Here is a 19,646-nt window from a genome sequence, read left to right as displayed (position 1 = left end):
ACCATATGAAACTTAAATATATATTTCAAGGCTTAATCTGTAGCACTCTTTTAATTGCTGCTTCTTGTTCATTGGTAAAAGATCCGATTGATACGTATTCGGATGTGACAGAAGGAGTTACTGAGGCTGGAACTAAAGTTGTATTTAAAGATAAGGCTGCCGTTCAGAGCCATCTTACAACTCTTTATAATCAAATGAGGGATCGCCAGGAACATTGGTATCTGGATCTTCTTTTAATAGCTGAAGCGCATTCAGACAATGCTTATGCAGGTACAACAGGAGCTGAGGTGATTCCTTTCGAAAACAATTCAATTGAAGGTTCAAACTCTGTTATCGAAAGGGACTGGAACAGATATTTGGAGGATGTTGCCCGTGCTAATAAGTTAATCAACAATGTGGACTCTGTTGTGGACAATACCTTTACTACTGCTGAAAGAGAAGAGGTCAAATCTCAAGGAAAAATCTTCAGGGCAATGGTTCTTTTTGATATGGTTCGTCTTTGGGGATCTATTCCGGTTATTACAAAAGAAGCAGGTGATATCACTTCTGGAACTATAAAAGACGTTTATGGTGATTACTTCCCTGCCCAAAATACAGAGGAAGAAGCATACCGCCAGATTGAAAAAGATTTGCTGGATGCTTTAGCTTCCGCTCCGAATACGAATGCGACTAATAAAACCCTTTTCACTAAATCAGTCGCACGTACTTTACTAGCTAAAGTTTATGCCGAAAAACCTCTTAGAGACTATTCCAAAGTGATTCAATACTGTGACGCCGTTACAGCAGATGGCTTTGATCTGGTAACCGATTATAGTGATCTGTTTGGCATGAATGCAGCGAATACAGACACTAAAATAAGGAATACCAAGGAGTCTATCCTGGAAGCACAATTTGTTTCAGGTGGTGGAAACTGGGTTACCTGGATGTTAGGCCGCGATTTAACTAACTACAATAATAACTTTACCTGGGCAAAGTGGATCACTCCATCACGCAGTTTGATTAAAGCATTTCAGGATGATGGTGACAAAACCCGTTATACAGAATCGGTTGTGTATTATCAAAGTACCTGGAGTAATTATTACCCCGCTACTAACTACCCTTTCATGTACAAAACCAGGTCTGCATATAGCAGTATCATTAAATTCAGATATGCTGATGTCCTTCTTCTTAAAACGGAAGCACTCATCATGGGTAGCAGCCCAAATCTTACTGCAGCAGCGGACATCATTGACAGGATTCGCCTACGTGCTGGTGTAGCAAAATTGGCTATATCTGTACGAAGTAATAAGGATGCGATGTTAGATGCGCTCTTAAAAGAACGTCGTTTAGAAATGGCTTTTGAAGGTCAGCGCTGGTTTGACTTAGTTCGGTTAAATAAAGTGGAAGAAGTGATGAACGCCGTTTATGCTAAAGACCCAAAAAGAAAAGCGCGGGTTTATCCTTTCAATTTAGACTCATACCGCTTACCTATACCTCAAGCTGTAATTGACCAAAATCCTAACTTGGTTCAAAATCCTGGCTATTAATACAATGAATATGAAGAAATACACTGAAAATTTAAAAAGCGCAATATTGGCTATTTGCCTTTTAAGCTCCATATTAACGGCTTGCGGTACGGATAAAAGTACAACAGAACCAATACCTACAGATCCGGTTGTGACTAGCGGCGATGTTACCATTTATGTAACCACCAACAATCGTTCCTCTGATTTCGCCAAAAAGTTTGTTGATTTTAGTAAGACATCGAATATGTCGCCAAGTACGATCACATTGGATCCAACAGCAACTTATCAAACTATGGATGGTTTCGGTGCCGCTATAACAGGTTCAACCTGTTATAACCTGCTGAAAATGGCACAAGCAGACCGGACTAAATTCCTGAAGGAAACTTTCTCTGAAACCGAAGGAATGGGACAAAGTTATATCCGTATTGCAATTGGTTGTTCTGATTTTTCTTTAAGTGAGTACACTTGTTGGGATACACCCGGTATAGAAAACTTCGGATTGCAAAATGAAGAGAATACCTATATCATACCCGTACTGAAAGAGATCCTGGCAATCAATCCGAATATTAAGATCATAGCAGCTCCATGGACAAGTCCCCGTTGGATGAAAGTGAATAATTTGACTGATTTGCAACCCTTAAATTCCTGGACCAATGGTCAACTAAATCCGATTTATTATCAGGATTATGGTACCTATTTTGTAAAATGGATTCAGGCAATGACTGCAAAAGGAGTTAAGATAGATGCCATCACCCCGCAGAATGAGCCTTTGAACAGAGGTAATTCTGCATCCTTATACATGGGTTGGGACGAACAGTTAACTTTCATTAAAACTGCTTTAGGCCCTAAATTAAAAGCAGCAGGTTTGACTACTAAAATCTATCTTTTTGATCACAACTATAATTACGATAATTTACCTGCTCAAAATGACTATCCGGTAAAAATTTACCAGGATGCAACTGCAGCAGCATACGTAGCTGGTGCTGCCTTTCATAACTATGGAGGAGACAAAGCAGAGCTTCTGGACATTCACAATCAACGTCCGGATAAAGACATCATATTTACAGAAACTTCTATCGGAACATGGAATGATGGTCAGAACTTGTCTACCCGCCTGATGGAGGATATGCAGGAAGTTGGTTTAGGTACGATAAACAATTGGAGCAAAGCCGTGATTGTATGGAACCTAATGCTTGATACAGAGCGCGGCCCTAATAGGGCAGGAGGGTGCCAGACTTGTTATGGTGCTGTCGATATCAATAAATCAGACTACAAAACGATCACTAAGAATTCCCACTATTACATTATCGGTCATTTATCAGCAGTTGTAAAACCAGGAGCGGTACGAATTGGCGCAAGTGGATATGCTGCAGCGGGTGTTACCTATTCTGCGTTTAAGAATACAGATGGGACCTATGCATTTGTTTTTCTTAACAACACAACCGAAGTAAAGAATATCACATTAAGCGACGGAGTAAAGCATTTCAGTTATAGTGTGCCATCAAAATCAATTGTTTCCTATCGTTGGTAATAAAAAAGAATATTAATATGAAAACATATCTATATATACTATTCGTAGTATCGGGGATGATTTTTTTCAACTCCTGTAAAAAAGATGAAGCCCAATCTGCCGGCAACCCAGTAGTTGATTCTAAAACTGAGTTTTCCAAAGGAGCCCTTTTTGGCGACAGCATGCAATTCAAGGTAAATGTATCTGATGCCGACGTTCCACTGTCTACCGTTAAAGTGCAATTGTTTTATAGTGATGAAATGATTTCAGAAACCGTTATCCGTACGAAAACAAACGGTGAGTATACAAACAAAATTTATATCCCTTACTATGCGAATATTCCGAATGGAACAGCAACATTGAAATTTGTGTTGCAAAATATTCATTTAACCATTACCGAAAAATCGTACGATTTACCATTAACAAGACCTGATTATCCTTACCTGACTTTAGTTACTGAAGATCATGAGTACAGGATGGAGCGTAAAAGTTTATACAATTATGCAGCTACCCAGGTATTTCCTTTTACTGTTAAGGGTTACATTAAGGCACCTGTAGTAGGAACTTCTGGAAATGAGATTACATTTGGTTGGGAAGATAATGCCGTTATTAATGGCTCAATGACCAATATTCCTTTCTCTAATTCCTCATCAGGTACCTACTCAATTGCCTTCAATACCTTTAATTATCAAGCATCTCCATTTATTATCGCTTATGCAGTGAATGGTAACGTGTTGAGTCGTGTAGATGATAACAATTTTAAGGCTGATTTAGCGCTCACTAAAGGGGAAGAAGTTACAATTGATGGTATCGAAGACCTGGCAAACTGGTGGATTGATCCTGATTACTTCAGCAAAGATGCGAACGGTAAAATCACTTTCCTTCCTATTACAGGAAACTACCGTGTCACTGCAAACTTTACCCTGAAGTACTTTATTGTGGAAGCATTAAATGGAACTGCCCTGGCTACCTTACAGAATGATGGCACTGGTGCAATCTGGATTATCGGTGAAGGAATCGGTAAACCCGCTGTGGCTACAAATCAAGTAGGCTGGACGACTGAAAAGGCGCTTTGTATGGCTCCGATAGGAAATAAGAAATACCAAATGACTGTATTGGCCGGTACGACTGTAAAAGCAGATGTGATCAATTTCAAGTTCTTCCACCAAAAAAACTGGGGAGGCGAGTTTAAACATACAGGTTTAACCACTACAAGTAATATCCTCTTTGTTGGCGATGGCACAAATGGCCGTGATTCCGGTAACTTAGGAATTACTACAGGGACAACTCTTGAAGCTGGTGCGACTTATGTGTTAACTGTTGACCTAAGTGCTGGAAATGATAAGGCAGTGTTAACCGTTGTTAAAAAATAATTAATAGTAAACAGGTAATTAAGTTTATGTTGCGTTCAGATTAGAACCACAAAGTACATATATACATGATGATGAAACCAATAAAATCAATTTTAATTCTTTTGTTAATGGTCAGTATAGGGGCTAAGACTAAAGCACAAAGCACGTTACCTGTTTACTTGAATGAATCTGCTTCAATAGAGCAACGCATTGAAGATGCATTATCCCGAATGACCCTGGAGGAAAAAGTAGCGATGTGTCATGCACAGTCGAAGTTTAGTTCAGCAGGAGTGCCGCGTTTAGGGATTCCCGAAAACTGGATGACAGATGGACCGCATGGGATCCGTGCTGAAGTATTCTGGGACAAATGGGATCAGGCAGGCTGGACGAATGATTCATGTATCGCCTTTCCGGCTTTAACTTGTCTGGCCGCATCCTGGAATACGGATCTATCGTCTCTTTATGGTAAAGTAATTGGCGAGGAAGCCCGTTACCGTAATAAAAATGTTTTACTTGGACCGGGTGTAAACATCTACCGGACACCACTTAATGGGAGAAATTTCGAGTATATGGGCGAAGATCCGCTTCTCTCTTCCAGAATGGTCGTGCCTTATATACAAGGTGTTCAATCGAATGGAGTTGCTGCCTGTGTGAAACACTATGCTTTAAACAATCAGGAAATTGATCGTCATACCGTCAATGTGGATGTGGATGACCGCGCACTTTACGAAATCTATCTACCCGCTTTTAAAGCGGCGGTACAGGAAGGTAAAGCATGGGCCATCATGGGTGCTTACAATAAATATAAAGGACAATGGGCCGGTCAAAATCAGTATCTCCTGAACGATATTTTAAGGGGTGAATGGAAATTTGATGGAGTAGTTGTCTCTGATTGGGGCGGTATAAATGATACCAAACAAGCCATTTACCATGGTTTAGACATGGAATTTGGATCATGGACCAATGGTCTGACTATGGGTGCCTCCAATGCATACGATAACTATTACCTGGCAGACCCTTTTCTTAAATTATTGAAATCAGGGGAAGTAAAGGAAGAAGAAGTCGATAAAAAAGTGCGCAATATTCTCCGTTTGGTTTTCCGGACCAATATGAATACGAAACGTCCCTGGGGATCTTTCGCAACTGAGGAACATGCTTTAGCCGGTCGCAAAATTGCACAGGAGGGAATCGTATTATTGAAAAACAATAATAACACCTTGCCTATCAACTTAGCTAAAACAAAGAAAATTGTTGTAGTAGGTGAAAATGCAGTGAAGCTGATGACTGTAGGCGGAGGAAGTTCTTCATTAAAAGCCAAATATGAAGTTTCTCCTTTGGATGGTATAAAGAAACGGATCGGCACACAAGCTGAGGTTGTTTATGCGCGTGGTTATATAGGTGAACAACCTAAAGCACAGGATGGACTGAGCACAGGAGATAGTATCACCGATAACCGTTCAGCGGATCAACTGATGAAGGAAGCTTTAACATTGGCTAAAGGTGCAGATTTTGTAATTTACGTCGGTGGCTTAAATAAAAATGATAAACAGGATAGTGAAGGTAATGACCGGGCATCTTTAGGATTGCCCTATAACCAGGATAAATTAATCACTGAACTGGCTAAAGTAAACAAGAACCTGGCTGTAGTAATGATTTCAGGGAATGCAGTAGCAATGCCTTGGGTGAATGACGTTCCTTCTATTGTTCAGGGTTGGTATTTGGGAACAGAAGCTGGAAATGCTTTGGCTGCTATCTTAGTAGGCGATGTGAATCCTTCAGGTAAGTTACCTTTTACTTTTCCGGCAAAACTGGCTGACAACGGAGCACATAAACTGGGTGTATATCCAGGAAAGGGTGAAGAGAAATACAATGAAAGTATTTTTGTTGGCTATCGTTGGATAGATAAAGAAAAGATTAAACCTTTATTTAGTTTCGGTCATGGCTTAAGTTATACCACTTTTGAGTATGGCAAAGTGACTGCTGATAAAAAACAAATGACTGCCGATGGTAAAATGACTTTCTCTGTAAGTGTTAAGAATACCGGTAAAAGGGAAGGACAGGAAATCGTTCAGTTATATATCAATGATGTGAAATCATCCTTACCTCGTCCAATAAAAGAATTGAAAGCTTTTAATAAGATTAGTTTAAAAGCTGGCGAAACAAAGCGTGTCACCTTCACCATTGATAAAACTGCTTTGAGTTTCTTCGATCCTAAAAAGCATGATTGGGTTGCAGAATCGGGTGATTTTAATGCTTTAGTTGGGGCATCATCAACTGATATTCGTAGCACTATCGCTTTCAAACTGAAATAAAAGATTAGAGTTTTTTAAATTTAAAACGAGCCTGCCTTAATTGCGCAGGCTCGTTTTTTTTTACTGTTTCGGGAAGATCGCATCTGCTTTTACTTCCTTAATCTGTAAGGTATGCCTGGAGGTATGTTCGGCAACAAACAAGAAAGACTGAAAGCCATCTATTGCACCAAAAGGGGAGTCATTGATATGATTGCGCAGATCAAGTAATGAAACCGAGTTGATATAGTCCAGAATGACTTTCCGGTAATCTTGTAATTCTGCAATTGCATCAGCAGACGTACTATATTTTCCTTTTCCCGTCAATGCTGCATCTGCTTTTGCTTTATGACTTCTGTCATTTATTCCCTTTATTATAGTTTCATCTGTGACTTTAATCTCTTTTCTACGTTCCGGATTTGCAGCAGCATTCATTCCTTTAGTAGCAAAATCAAAGAGTGCCTTTTCGGTAAGCACAACAGGTTCTAAACGCTGACTGATAGACCACCTATCGGGTGCTGCTTTAAATTGCAACTGTGCATCGCTTAACCCGTCTACACATTTCTGGAGTGAATCAAGCGTTTGCTGATAATAATGAAGCAAAAATTCTTTTCCGTTTACTGAAGGCGTACGAATCGAATCTTTTGTATCGGTTTGTTCTGCAGAGAGGTTATAGCCTGAAAGGAGCGTAATTAGTAAAAAAACCAGTAGTCTTTTCATAATAATATTATTTATTGGTATACATTAACATCCAGCAGACACCATATTTGTCCTTAAATGAGCTAAAATAGTCTCCCCAAAACATATCCTCCAAGGGCATTTCAACAATTCCCCCGACTGAAAGTGCATGGAATATCCTATCCGTTTCTTCCCGGCTATCCGTTGATAGCGAGATATAATTATTGTTGCCCAAAGTCAGGGTCATACCTTGAAATTCTATACAATCAGATGCCATCAGGTGTTGGCCGTTACCTATGGGTAACGATACATGCATGGCCATGTTTTTCTCTTTATCTGACAAGTTTTCTGTTCCAGGAGCTTCGCTCATCCTCTGGATGAGCAGTTCACCACCGAAGACCGATTGGTAAAATTGGAAAGCTTCTTCTGCGTTTCCATAGAAATTTAGATACGGGTTAACTATCATGTGTATTGGTTTTAAAGTTTTAATCTAAAACTAAGACAATCCAGTTTCAATCCACTTGCCATAAGACAAGAAATGTACATTAATTTTCTTTTACAAGCTCTTTCCTGATCCGGCTTAAAGAAGTATCGGTAATGCCTAAGTAACTGGCAATGAATTTCAAAGGAGATTGTTGTACGATTTGGGGATGCAGACTTTGTAACCTTTTATAGCGTTCAGTTGCAGAATCAGTAATCATAGAAATGGTCCGTTGTTTCAATTCAAATAGACTTTCCGACATCCAGGCCCTTCCCCATTCATTAAGTCCTATAATAGAATGATATAAACTTTGAAAGGATTCCAAATCGATAATATAGCATTCACAATCCGTTAAAGCCTGGAAATATTCAACGCTGGGAATTCGATGAAACAAGGAAATGACATCAATGGCAATTTCGTTTTTACCAATGAACCCTGTAGTAATATCATTGCCATTATAGTCATACACAAACGAACGGATTAGTCCACTCTCCACACAGAAATAGCCATTAGCTACCTGCCCTTTTTTAAGTAAAAAATCACCTTTATTTAAAGTGATTTTTCTATGTGCTTTGAAAATAGTTTCAAGATCCTGATGAGTCAATAAGGGATGGCGGTAGATAGTTTGTAAGGCTGACATTCTTCAAGATTTATTAAATGATTTTATATTTCATTTATAATTAGCGTTTTTTTATCATTACGTGCAATAAAGACAGAATGCTACTAATAAAGATATCAAAAAATATATGAGCAAGCAGCGCTATTTTATTTTATTCATCGCCGTTTTTCTTATTATCGGTTCGGTTCAATCCTATGGACAGGATAAAAGGAGTTTCAAGATTTTTCAGTTTCCTGCCAATCAAATCCCGGTGGTTGATGGAAGTAACCTCGACTGGAAATCTGTGTCGGATGATTATGTCATCGGAATGGATCAGTTGTGGGACGACAGTCATAAGCATGCCCAGGCGGATCCAAAGAATCTGAATGTACAGGTTAAAGTAGGGTGGGTTAAAGGCCTTAACCGGCTCTATTTCCTTTATGAAGCGTATGATAATTACTGGGACTTTACGCAGACCGGTTTACACAATGATATTTTTGAGCTGATAGTAGATGGTGATCAATCCGGTGGCCCTTTTATAGATCGGTTTCATCCGAATAAAGAGCTGGACTCGCTGGATGCCTATTTTTCCTATCATGGAGTACAGGCACAGAACTACCATATTTTTACACCAGCCGAAGGAAAAGACTGGACTTTGGTATGGGGAAGTCAACCCTGGATTAAAGAGCTGCCCTACGCCAATGCAGCATATAATTATAATTTTAAGCCTGGAGAAAAGGGTAAACTTACTTTGGAATTCTGGATCACTCCCTTTGATTATGCCGGTGCAGAAGGACCTTCCAGAGCTGTAGAATCAGTTTTGAAAGAAGGGAAAAATGTAGGCCTTTGCTGGGCGGTTATTGATTTTGATGATGTGGATGCAAAAGGCAACAACGGCTTTTGGAATTTATCGAAAGAACATACGATGTACGGGAACTCATCATATAGTCTTCCGTTTAAATTAATGCCACTGGATGAAAAGTTTAAAAAAGCAGTGGAAGCGAACTGGTCTTTTAAAGTAGTCGATATGGATCAGCGACTTGTTGCTTTTAAAGATGAATCCTATGGGAACATTACCTCCTGGAAATGGGATTTTGGTGATCAAACTACTTCAGATCAACAACACCCGATTCATAAATATGAAAAACGGGGAAAGTATATCGTGACACTTTGGGTTGATGGACCGACAGGGAAGTCCCGCAGAGCCAAAGTATGGGATGTAGTTATCCGATAAAATCCACTATAAAATGGGTACAGGATAGTGCAAAAGACCGTTTAATAAGTAACAAACTTCTTTTCACTATCCTGTGTTAACATTAAACCGTTCCCCTGGTTGGATGCGGTTTCAAAGAGGTCAGATCGGCAATCTTGATTGGTTCTCCCTTATCAATACTTTCTCTGGCAGCGATTCCGATTAAAATAGACATGGCACCATCGCGAGAACCTGCTCCTTGTTTATAAGGATCTAATCCAGGATTGAAGAGTTGTTTTCTTAAGCGCTTATCACCACCACCATGACCTGCTTCTGAATTGTCGATCCGGATATATTCTGTTTCGCCAAAATTCTTGGTTAATTGAATTTCGTCATATTTAGGCACTTCCCAAGGTTGTCTTTCATGGATCCAGGCATCTAATTTTCCTTTTGTTCCATTAAAAGAGATTCGATAACCTTCATAAGGAGAATAGGCTGTTAAAGAATAACTTACCTGTACCTTATTGGCGTATTTTATTTGCACCGCCATCTTATCAAAGATGTCTATGTCTTCTCTCCATACGCAACCGTCCCGATGGTAACCATCGTATTTCTCATTATCCACATATAAGGCAACTAAACGAGGGTCTTTGGTGATATCAAAATAGAATTTGCATTTATCTTTATGAGGACAAGGCCGGCAGTGCGTATGTCGGAATTCATTATTTTTTCCGTAAAATTCTAAAGCCCCATTGGCATACACTTCTTCCGGATCAGAATTGAGCCACCAGTTTAACAAATCAAAATGATGCGTTGATTTATGGACCAGCAAAGAACCACCAAATTCACGTTTTCGATGCCATCTTCGGAAGTAATCTGCTCCATGTGAAGTATCCAGATACCAGTGAAAATCAACAGAAGTTACTTTCCCGATGGAATCATTATGCAGCAATTCATAGATCTTCTGACGATGAGGTGAATAGCGATAATTAAAAGTAACGTATACTTTTTTACCGGTTTTCTTTTCCGCATCAATGATCATCTGGCACTTTTTCTCATCAGTAGTCATCGGCTTTTCCGTAATAATATCGGCACCAGCTTCTAATCCCTTGACGATTTGCTCATGATGAGTGCTGTCCATAGTGGTGACAATCAAGATCTCCGGTTTGGTTTCCTTTAACATCTGGTCAAGGTCAACAAAAGTAGGACAGCTTAAATTCATCATTTTTTTAGCCGTTGCCACTCTGCCCGGATTCTTGTCGCACAAGCCCACAAACTCCATTCTCCCACTGTGCTCAGCGATCACTTCTGTACCCCACATTCCTGTTCCACGATGTCCAGTGCCAACCATCGCAACTCTTTTTTTAGGAAGGTTGAGAGTAGATGCAAATAAACTATCGGATGTGAGCAAAGCTCCCGCCATAACGGTGCCTGTCTGTTGTATGAATTTCCTACGAAGCATAGCGCTTTTCAGTTAAAAGGTTAATAATTTAGTTCCCTAAAACTATCAATAAGAATCAGTACTTTCTACAGTTATTCCTGTAAAGTATATGTTACAGATTAAATTTCTCAGCTTTAAATTTTAGCAAATTTACACCATTTCAATAAGCCTTTTGCCTGTCAGTATCCTCGCTCCATAACCCGGAATATCATTCACCACAATCTGCTGCTCATGTACAGCAGTCAGATATTCAGGAGCTAATTGATCCTGAAACTGCAAACCTTCATCCTGATCATAAACTAGTGTTATTGAAACAGGCTCAGGGGCTGAGTTAACCAGCACAACGATGAGTTCAGTAGTTGTTGATCGACTGAATGCAAATTGTTGGTGATCCACAAAGAGCTCCTCATAATTGCCTTCCTGAAGTGCTGTAAAATCCTGTTTTATTTTAGCTAATTGCTGAATATAGCGACTAATTGAAGACGATGAAGGATCTGGTATATCATCAACCTGAGGACGGAGCAGGGTATCTTCATGCGCCCCTTTTATACCTTTAATCCCCCATTCGCTTCCGTAATATAAGGAAGGAATTCCTGGCATGGTATACAGGATGGCATGCAAAGGAAACATATGCTGCTCATTTGTTAGTACACTGGCTATTCGGGTTGTGTCGTGGTTGTCCACAAAATTGTAAAGATGCAGGTCTTTGTAAACGCCATCCGGACCAAACTCGCGGTTAAGGGTGAAAGCAATTTCAAAGTAATTACAATCATTGTGACAAGAGTAAAGGCCTTTGTAAGCCTGGTAATTGGTGGTAGAGTCGAGCATGTTTGGGTTTGCCCACTCATTATAGTCACCATATATCACTTCACCCATCAGCCATAGGTCTGGTTGCAATGCCCGACTGTGTTCAGCTAACTCAGCTAGAAATTGCTTACTCATAATCTCTGCTACATCCAAACGTAATCCATCAATTTTGAATTCATCAACCCAAAAGGATACGACATCAAATAAGTACTTCTTAACTTCCAAATGCTCTAAATTTAATTTTACCAGGTTATACGCATCGTACCATCCTTCGTAAAAAAAGTCATCGCCATAACTGCTTTGACGACTGAAGTCTACGCCATCAAACCAATCTTTATACAAGGAATTTTCGCCGTTACATTGCAGGTCTTTAAATGCCCAAAAATTGCGCCCAACATGGTTAAATACGGTATCGAGCACCAATTTGATCCCATTTTCATGCAGACTGCTACTTAATTTTTTCAAGGTTTCATTGGTACCTAGTCTCCGGTCTACCAGGCAGTAATCTGCTGTATCGTAACCATGAAAATCGGATTCAAATACAGGACCCAGATATAATGCATTGCAGCCCATACTTTTCATGTAAGGGATCCAATCGTGCAGGCGTTCCAACCTGTTAACAATAGGACTGAAAAAATCATTTTCCAAAGGAGCGCCAAATAAGCCCAGGGGATAGATATGGTAAAATATGGCTTTGTTAACCCAAGAGGAAATTTTTTTGTTCATGCTACTTTTGCGTTGATTAACTACCGGAACTGAATTGAGTTTTGACAAATTACCTTTTTGTGCGATATGCTGTAAATATAGTATAACTCTTTTTGCTGTTGTCACGCTGAATATGTGCCCTTGTATATTAAAAGACTCAACCTATAGTTTTATTAAGAGCTTAAATTGATTTAATTGCCACCTGATTTTCAGATAACTCGCTTTTCGTGCGGAGAAGGTGCGGAGAAGGTGCGGAGGATGTGGGTATAATCTGCGTGAAAATTAAGAGCTTAATATTTTACTTTGCACAAGATTAAAAGATAATTGGATCTGCCGAATATACTAGTAAAAAAACGCTATCTTGATAAAAGATATAAATCAATTCATATAACCTATTCATTAACCATGATAAACAATTCGATCAACCCGAAGGGGATTTTATTCCTGCTGTTCCTATTTTTAACTGTGGCCGGTATGGCTCAAAAGAAAGCCAGGTTATTGGTGTTTTGTAAAACAGCAGGGTATCACCATTCCTCTATTGAGACGGGAAAAATAGCGGTCCTTAAATTGGGAAAGGAAAATGGGTTTGATGTGGACACCACCAGTAAGGCAGACTTATTTACAAAAAAGGGATTAAAAAATTACCAGGCAGTAGTTTTCTTAAGTACAACTGGTGATGTATTAAATGCGGAACAACAAACGGCTTTTCAAGAATATATTCAATCGGGAGGTGGATTTGTCGGTGTACATGCTGCTACAGACACTGAATACGAATGGCCTTGGTTTGGCGATTTGGTAGGTGCTTATTTTGCAAAACATCCAGAGCAACAAACGGCTGTATTAAATGTAATCGACAAAAATAGCTTGGCTACTTCTCATTTACCTGATCAGTGGGAAAGAAAAGACGAATGGTATAACTTTAAATGGATGACAAAGGCACCTTTGCATGTCTTGATTACTATAGATGAGGATAGTTATGATGCAGGACTTGCTAAAATGGGCGATTATCATCCGATGAGTTGGTATCATGACTTTGATGGTGGTCGATCTTTTTATACCGCATTAGGACATACTGAGGAATCGTATGTTGATCCACTATTTTTAAAACATCTGTTAGGGGGGGTGCAGTATGCATTAGGGACTAAGAAAATGAAATGAAATGGTAACTTTACATTGGTTAATTTTTACCTAAATTAAATTATGAAACGCTTGCTACTGCTATTTTTGTTTTTAGGGACATTGACTCTTCATGCCCAACAGACTTACATTACCGAAAAAGACTTACCCTATTATTCAAATACAACCGACAAAAAAGACGCTTATCAAAACGCACAGTGTAGACTGGATCTATATTATCCTAAAGGGGTTAAAAATTATTCAACCATCATCTGGTTTCATGGAGGGGGGATAACCGGCGGAAGCAAAGAAATACCAAAGGCGCTTATGGATAAAGGTTATGCGGTAATAGGTGTTGGCTACCGCTTGTCGCCTAAAGTTAAAGCACCTGTTTATATTGAAGACGCAGCGGCAGCAATAGCATGGGCTTTCCAGCATATCAGTGAATATGGTGGCAATCCGGACCTTCTTTTCGTATCCGGTCATTCGGCAGGTGGCTATCTGGGAATGATGGTTACGTTGGATAAAAAGTACTTAAGTAAGTATAACATTGATGCCAATCGCATTGCTGGACTTATTCCATTCAGCGGACAGGCTATTACACATTTCACCATCCGTCAGGAGAGAGGTATTAAAGAAACACAACCTCAGATTGATGAGTATGCGCCGCTTTTCTTTGTTCGGGCAGATGCACCACCTATGCTCTTAATTACCGGTGATCGTGAAATGGAATTGTTTGGTCGGTATGAAGAAAACGCTTACCTGTTAAGGATGATGAAGCTGGTCGGGCATAAACGTACCCGGTTATACGAGCTTCAGGGTTTTGATCATGGTGGTATGGCTCAACCGGCTTTCCCATTATTACTGAAAGAAGTGGCTTCACTTACAAAGGAAATCACAACAGCTAAGAAGGGTTAATATAAATCAATATGTTAAAGGCCAAGCTTCAGGGTATTCAGAAGTAATACAAATAGGAGGCCCAGGAATGATATGGAGGTTTCCATTAAGGTCCAGGTTTTGAAAGTTTCCTTAACAGATAATCCAAAATATTCCTTAAACATCCAGAACCCGGTATCATTAACATGTGAAAACATTAAACTGCCGGCGCCTATAGATAAAACCATTAATTCGGGTGACGTGCCGGAATGAACAAAGGGCATAACCATTCCTGATGTGGTGAGTGCTGCTACAGTAGATGATCCTAGTGTGATACGTAGAAGTGCAGCTATTGCCCAACCTAAGAATAGGGGGGAGGCATGCCAGGATGAGGCAATGAGCTCTACTTCTTTACCAACACCACTATCAATGAGTACTTGTTTAAAAGCACCTCCCGCTGCGATAATTAAGATTATCATGGCGACGCTTTTTACGCCTTCTACACAAGATTCCATGGCCTTTTTCATCTCTATGTTTAGGATGAATAATATTAGGATGACGGATAAAAGTAAGGCAACTGTTGGGTCTGCTAGAAACGTAAAGATCTTTTGGAGTTGACCATGGAAAAATAAAGCGCCGATATGTCCTCCCGCAATCAGGAAAATAGGCATTAAGGTGATCGCAAAACTTTTCAATGAAGATGGAAGTCCCTCTTCTACCTGGATACTGACGCTTTGCCTGGTTTTAAACTTGTGACTGATCGGAATAATTAACCGGGGGAGAAAGACTCCTGATAAGATGGCTATTGGGATACTGATGATCAGGCCATATATTAAAATTCTTCCGATGTCAGCCTGAAAGATGGCAGCAAGGGCAACAGGGCCGGGATGTGGTGGAAGAAAGCCATGTGTGATTGATAAAGCAGAAATCATAGGCATACCTACATATAGTTTAGGTAAACCTGTGGCTGCTGCAATACTGAATACCAGGGGTATTAATACAATAAAACCTGCATTGAAAAATAGAGGAATACCAACGATAAGTCCGGTAAGCAATCCCGCCCATTGAATGTTTTTAATACCAAACCAGTTAATTAGTATAAATACAATCTTTTTTGCGGCACCACTATCTTCCGCTAGTTTTCCCACCATTGCGCCAAGGCTAAGGATCATTACCATGCCACCAAGGGTATTACCAATACCATTGCCGATAGAACTCATTAGTTTTTCGGGCGGCATGCTCAGCATTAGTCCCGTTAGAATCGAGACGATAAGTAAGGCCAACATGGGATTAAGCTTCTTTAAGATCAGTATTAACAGAATGATAATACCGGCAAGGACGTAAAGTAGGGCCATGAATAGGTTAGGTTAAAGAGGTGAAAAGATCCATAGATTCCTTCATGTTCTGGTAAACTTTTTTATACACGATGAAGGATTTAGCGTATAATTCGTGGTTGTTCTTATTGGATACAATAACTCTGACATTGCTTTGATCTGAGATTGTTTCCATTAACTCGGGAAACAAAGACTTTGTAGCCAGGTAAATTGCGCCAATGGCAGAGGCGTCTTCTAATTGGAGCACATAAAGGCTTTTTCTGGTGATATCAGCCAGAATTTGTAACCAGGTAGGTGAGCTGATGAATCCGCCGCTTACGTTTAGCCTTTCAATAGGGGCAGATGATTGCTCGAGGGTTTTGAGTACGTCGTTTAACGCATAACAGATGCCTTCGAGTACGGCCCTTGAAAAGTGGGATTGATCGTGTTCTGGACGAATGTTTAAGAAAGCACCACTACTACTGGCATTCCAGATAGGGGCGCGTTCGCCATATAAATAGGGTAGGAATAGTAAACCGTTGCTTCCGACTGGTACCTTTTCAATGGTATCAAACAGGTTGGCATAATCCTGATCGTTCAAAGGGGCTTTTTTAAGAAAGTTTTCCAGCAACCAGTTTACGGCATTGCCTCCGTTATTTACCGCGCCGCCGCTTACAAATGTTTTTTCATCAAGCAGGTAATTAAAGATCATGGCGTTATAATTATGAACGGGGTCGGTACCTGTGATTCGAACAGCACCACTGGTACCAATGGTGAGGGCTGCTGTTCCTGGTTCAGTGGTAAAACTTCCCAGGTTAGCAGAACAACCATCGCTGGCACCAATCACAAAGGGAATATTTTTCGATAAACCGAATAGGGCGACTATTTGAGGGTCAAGATCTTTCCTGCTATAACTTGTATTAACGGGTGTGGATAGTTTCTGAGGAGTGATGCCAGCATAGGAGCAAACTTCTTCGCTCCATTTTAAATTCCTAATATCAAACAGGCCTGTAGCAGATGCAATGGAATAATCGATTTGAAATTCATGAAAGAGTTTATGCCAGATGTACTCTTTGATGGAAATAAACCGGCTGGTAATTTTAAATAACGTGGTGTTGTTTTCCTTAAGCCATATCAGTTTACATAAAGGCGACATTGGATGGATAGGTGTGCCGGTTAAATGGTAAAAGGTTTCACCTTCAGCAGAGTTTCGAAGTTTAGTGGCTATACTTTCGCTTCGGATATCTGCCCAGGTGATCATATTGGAGAGTGCCACTCCACTTTCATCTGTAGGGATTACACTATGCATGGCACTACTCAGGCTTATGGCCAAAGGGTCCTCTTTTAGGTTGGCTAATAACTCCTGGAGGCATTTAACAAAGGCCTGCCATATGAGTTCAGGGTCCTGTTCGCTATAGCCATGCTCCGGATGGGAGATGGTATAATGCTGTTGGGAGGTGCCAATCACATCTCCGTTTATGTCCATAGCAACACATTTTGTGCTACCGGTGCCAATATCGATCCCTATAAGGTAATGCAGCATTTACTTTGTGTTACATTTATCCCATCCGGATGAAGATTTCTTCCAGATTTCTTTTTGTTGTTCAGGGATTTGCTTTGATTGGGCAGCCATTGGGTCTGGGTTTAAAATTAATAAAGGTCTTCTGTTGGTAATTAAAGATATTTATAACATTTATGAAATGCAAGCTTTTAGGTGTAATAATAAAATTATGCTTGCTTTGTTGTAATTGATTTTAAAAATGTGTTTCTAACTTTTTTAGCTATCATTGGCTTTTAGTTTTAAGCCGGAAGTTTGGAAAATTTGCTGGCTGCGGTTCGATGAACAATGACCTGATTAGCTATGTTTAAGTAGGTCTTTAATAATCAAATGGCGTTTTTTTGTGTTCTGCTGCCTGTTCGATTGTATTCGTGGCTATACAAATAGGATAAAAGATTCAGATATGAAACGATTAGAAGAAAACCTGAATTTGGCTTTTTATTATAATTATTATTATGAAATATATGTTGATTTCATCTAATTATAATTATCGTTTATATGAAGGTTTATTTTATAATTCTCGTTCTGTTAATTTTTGGTAACAATCTCCATAGCTTTTTCCATTACTTCATCTTTTCTAAGTCTAATTCCTGCGATTGTTGGTCGTACAATCACGTCTGGAATAATACCTATTCTTTGGGTTTCCCTTTCGTTGGGATAATAGATACCAATGCCTGTAATCCAAGTCTTAAATGCTCCTGGTAATGTAATTAATGAGACATTACCATCGGCTCCGGAGGTCTGACTTCCCACTATGGTAACGTTGGGCGCTGTTTGCAAAGCCATCATAGTAAACTCTGCGTGGCTTTGCGTGGTTTCATTACATAGTAGTATTACTTTTCCAGAGTAATAGTTCAGATTTTTTCGTCCGCAATATATTTCTTTAGAAAAGTTAAATGTCCCTGGATAATTTATGTCAGGAACAGTAGCCTTAACAAAGGCTTTCCGATCATCGTTTAAAAAATCTGCCAGTAAATACATGGTTTGATTTGGGTAATTTCTTATATCAAATATGATGGCTTTTGTATTCTTCACCGCTGCAAGGGCAGACTTAACCTGATTCTGTTGAAGATTCCCTAGGTTAATATAACCCACGTTTCCTTCAAAAACTTTAACGCAATCCTTGATAATATCGCTGTTCGATTTATAATTGAGCTTATCATAACCAATTCTAGAAATTCTTTTCTTGCTAACTACTCCATTCCGTTCAAATTCCGTTTCAACCGTCTCTGATTTACCATTAAAGAGAATATTGTGCATATCTCTTTTTTTTACTGCTTCATTTGATGCCCCAATATATCTTGAGTTTTCTTTTAGGATTGCTGCAATAGGCATACCGTTAACTTTTAAGAACACATCTCCGATTCTCACATCGTCCTTTACGCTAAGACTATCATTATAAAATCCAGTTACAACAGCTTTGTTATCAATTATCTTAAAGCTGAAGGGAGCCCACTTAAAACCAAAATACTTATTGGTATTTCTAGTTGAAAACTTCGCATGACTGTCGTCCACTTTGGCTGTCAATTCAAGAATCGCAAGGTGATAGGTCGTGGTATCAGGAGCCGTTGCAAACTTTGGGACCATTTCCGTAAGTACTGTTTCCCAATTCTGATCTGTCTTATATCTGTAAGGATAGAAATACTCCACGATGTTCCAATAACGGGCGAGAGTTAATAGGCGTAGTTCAGGAGAGGGGTAAATCGAGTCTCGATAGACTTTCTCGTTTTTGAATTCTGTATTTCCAACTCCCTTAACTTGGCTTACATAATAGTTTTGCCCTTGATTTCTGTTTTTCTGAATGTAAATAAGCTGAATAATTAGCTCTTTGTCAAAATTCACAGAGTCCTTCAACCACCCCATATTAAGATTATACTTTCGGTTGCTATCTACCTCAACTTGACAAGATTGACACCTTTCAATCTTGCCAAGTTTTATAATCCAGTTCTTATAATAATTATTAACCTCTTCTTTAGATTCTAACAATCTTACCGCCTTGATACCTGTCCTAAATGCCTCGTCCCAATCAATTTTGCCTTTAGCAATTGTCGGATGATAATATTTAAGGAAGCCCCAAATTTTAATAAAAGTCGCCGTTTGCTCGGTATCTTTGTTATTCGCAACAGCTGTATTTGCAAAAAAATAAAAAACGAGAATGGTAAGTGTAGTAAATGGTTTCATATGTTAGTTGCTATTTCAATAAGGATTTAAATGTAATGGAAATAA

15 protein-coding genes are annotated in these 19,646 nt (G+C 39.4%); 7 read left to right on the top strand and 8 right to left on the bottom strand.

What is annotated here, in order from left to right; genetic code table 11:
- Positions 1 to 5: 5 nt before the first annotated feature.
- From BFL47_RS15045 to BFL47_RS15030, 4 genes are all read left to right on the top strand, one after another.
- On the top strand, positions 6 to 1,526 hold the full coding sequence (locus BFL47_RS15045) for a RagB/SusD family nutrient uptake outer membrane protein (protein WP_069660615.1): 1,521 nt from the start codon (positions 6 to 8) through the stop codon (positions 1,524 to 1,526).
- A 10-nt stretch (positions 1,527 to 1,536) separates the two neighbouring features.
- Complete coding sequence (locus BFL47_RS15040; RefSeq protein WP_069660632.1) at positions 1,537 to 3,036, top strand: glycoside hydrolase family 30 protein; 1,500 nt, start codon at positions 1,537 to 1,539, stop codon at positions 3,034 to 3,036.
- Between the two features lie 17 nt (positions 3,037 to 3,053).
- Positions 3,054 to 4,388 (top strand): DUF5125 domain-containing protein, encoded by a 1,335-nt coding sequence (locus BFL47_RS15035; RefSeq protein WP_069660614.1) that lies wholly within the window; start codon positions 3,054 to 3,056, stop codon positions 4,386 to 4,388.
- A 107-nt stretch (positions 4,389 to 4,495) separates the two neighbouring features.
- Complete coding sequence (locus tag BFL47_RS15030) at positions 4,496 to 6,679, top strand: glycoside hydrolase family 3 C-terminal domain-containing protein (RefSeq protein WP_245681384.1); 2,184 nt, start codon at positions 4,496 to 4,498, stop codon at positions 6,677 to 6,679.
- 60 nt (positions 6,680 to 6,739) lie between these two features.
- Here the strand turns inward: BFL47_RS15030 and BFL47_RS15025 are convergent, their stop codons facing one another.
- From BFL47_RS15025 to BFL47_RS15015, 3 genes are all read right to left on the bottom strand, one after another.
- The gene (locus tag BFL47_RS15025) at positions 6,740 to 7,375 is read right to left on the bottom strand and encodes a DinB family protein (RefSeq protein WP_069660613.1); all 636 of its coding nucleotides are present in this window, start codon (positions 7,373 to 7,375) and stop codon (positions 6,740 to 6,742) included.
- 7 nt (positions 7,376 to 7,382) lie between these two features.
- Complete coding sequence (locus tag BFL47_RS15020) at positions 7,383 to 7,799, bottom strand: VOC family protein (protein ID WP_069660612.1); 417 nt, start codon at positions 7,797 to 7,799, stop codon at positions 7,383 to 7,385.
- Positions 7,800 to 7,878: 79 nt separating this feature from the next.
- On the bottom strand, positions 7,879 to 8,454 hold the full coding sequence (locus BFL47_RS15015) for a Crp/Fnr family transcriptional regulator (RefSeq protein ID WP_069660611.1): 576 nt from the start codon (positions 8,452 to 8,454) through the stop codon (positions 7,879 to 7,881).
- A gap of 106 nt (positions 8,455 to 8,560) precedes the next feature.
- Between BFL47_RS15015 and BFL47_RS15010 the strand changes: the two genes are divergently transcribed.
- Positions 8,561 to 9,646, top strand: coding sequence for a PKD domain-containing protein (locus BFL47_RS15010; protein WP_083257210.1), 1,086 nt, complete (start codon positions 8,561 to 8,563; stop codon positions 9,644 to 9,646).
- A gap of 82 nt (positions 9,647 to 9,728) precedes the next feature.
- On the opposite strand, the gene BFL47_RS15005 is transcribed toward BFL47_RS15010, so the two are convergent.
- Positions 9,729 to 11,066, bottom strand: coding sequence for a Gfo/Idh/MocA family protein (locus BFL47_RS15005; RefSeq protein WP_069660610.1), 1,338 nt, complete (start codon positions 11,064 to 11,066; stop codon positions 9,729 to 9,731).
- Between the two features lie 129 nt (positions 11,067 to 11,195).
- Positions 11,196 to 12,578 (bottom strand): alpha-amylase family glycosyl hydrolase, encoded by a 1,383-nt coding sequence (locus tag BFL47_RS15000; RefSeq protein ID WP_245681383.1) that lies wholly within the window; start codon positions 12,576 to 12,578, stop codon positions 11,196 to 11,198.
- Positions 12,579 to 12,962: 384 nt separating this feature from the next.
- Between BFL47_RS15000 and BFL47_RS14995 the strand changes: the two genes are divergently transcribed.
- Entirely contained in the window at positions 12,963 to 13,715 is a 753-nt protein-coding gene (locus tag BFL47_RS14995; RefSeq protein ID WP_069660629.1) for a ThuA domain-containing protein, read from the top strand.
- 42 nt (positions 13,716 to 13,757) lie between these two features.
- Complete coding sequence (locus tag BFL47_RS14990; protein ID WP_069660608.1) at positions 13,758 to 14,591, top strand: alpha/beta hydrolase; 834 nt, start codon at positions 13,758 to 13,760, stop codon at positions 14,589 to 14,591.
- Positions 14,592 to 14,605: 14 nt separating this feature from the next.
- Here the strand turns inward: BFL47_RS14990 and BFL47_RS14985 are convergent, their stop codons facing one another.
- From BFL47_RS14985 to BFL47_RS14970, 3 genes are all read right to left on the bottom strand, one after another.
- Positions 14,606 to 15,904 carry a gluconate:H+ symporter gene (locus BFL47_RS14985; RefSeq protein ID WP_069660607.1) on the bottom strand — a complete coding sequence of 433 codons (1,299 nt, stop codon included), beginning with the start codon at positions 15,902 to 15,904 and terminating at the stop codon, positions 14,606 to 14,608.
- 7 nt (positions 15,905 to 15,911) lie between these two features.
- Positions 15,912 to 17,405 carry a gluconokinase gene (locus tag BFL47_RS14980; RefSeq protein WP_069660606.1) on the bottom strand — a complete coding sequence of 498 codons (1,494 nt, stop codon included), beginning with the start codon at positions 17,403 to 17,405 and terminating at the stop codon, positions 15,912 to 15,914.
- A gap of 543 nt (positions 17,406 to 17,948) precedes the next feature.
- Complete coding sequence (locus BFL47_RS14970) at positions 17,949 to 19,601, bottom strand: S41 family peptidase (RefSeq protein WP_069660604.1); 1,653 nt, start codon at positions 19,599 to 19,601, stop codon at positions 17,949 to 17,951.
- Positions 19,602 to 19,646 lie beyond the last annotated feature (45 nt).

This window comes from Arcticibacter eurypsychrophilus, from assembly GCF_001730525.1.
Classification (GTDB): Bacteria; Bacteroidota; Bacteroidia; order Sphingobacteriales; family Sphingobacteriaceae; genus Arcticibacter; species Arcticibacter eurypsychrophilus.
The sequence above is the reverse complement of the archived record's forward strand: the minus strand, read 5'-3'. Positions and strand labels throughout refer to the sequence as shown.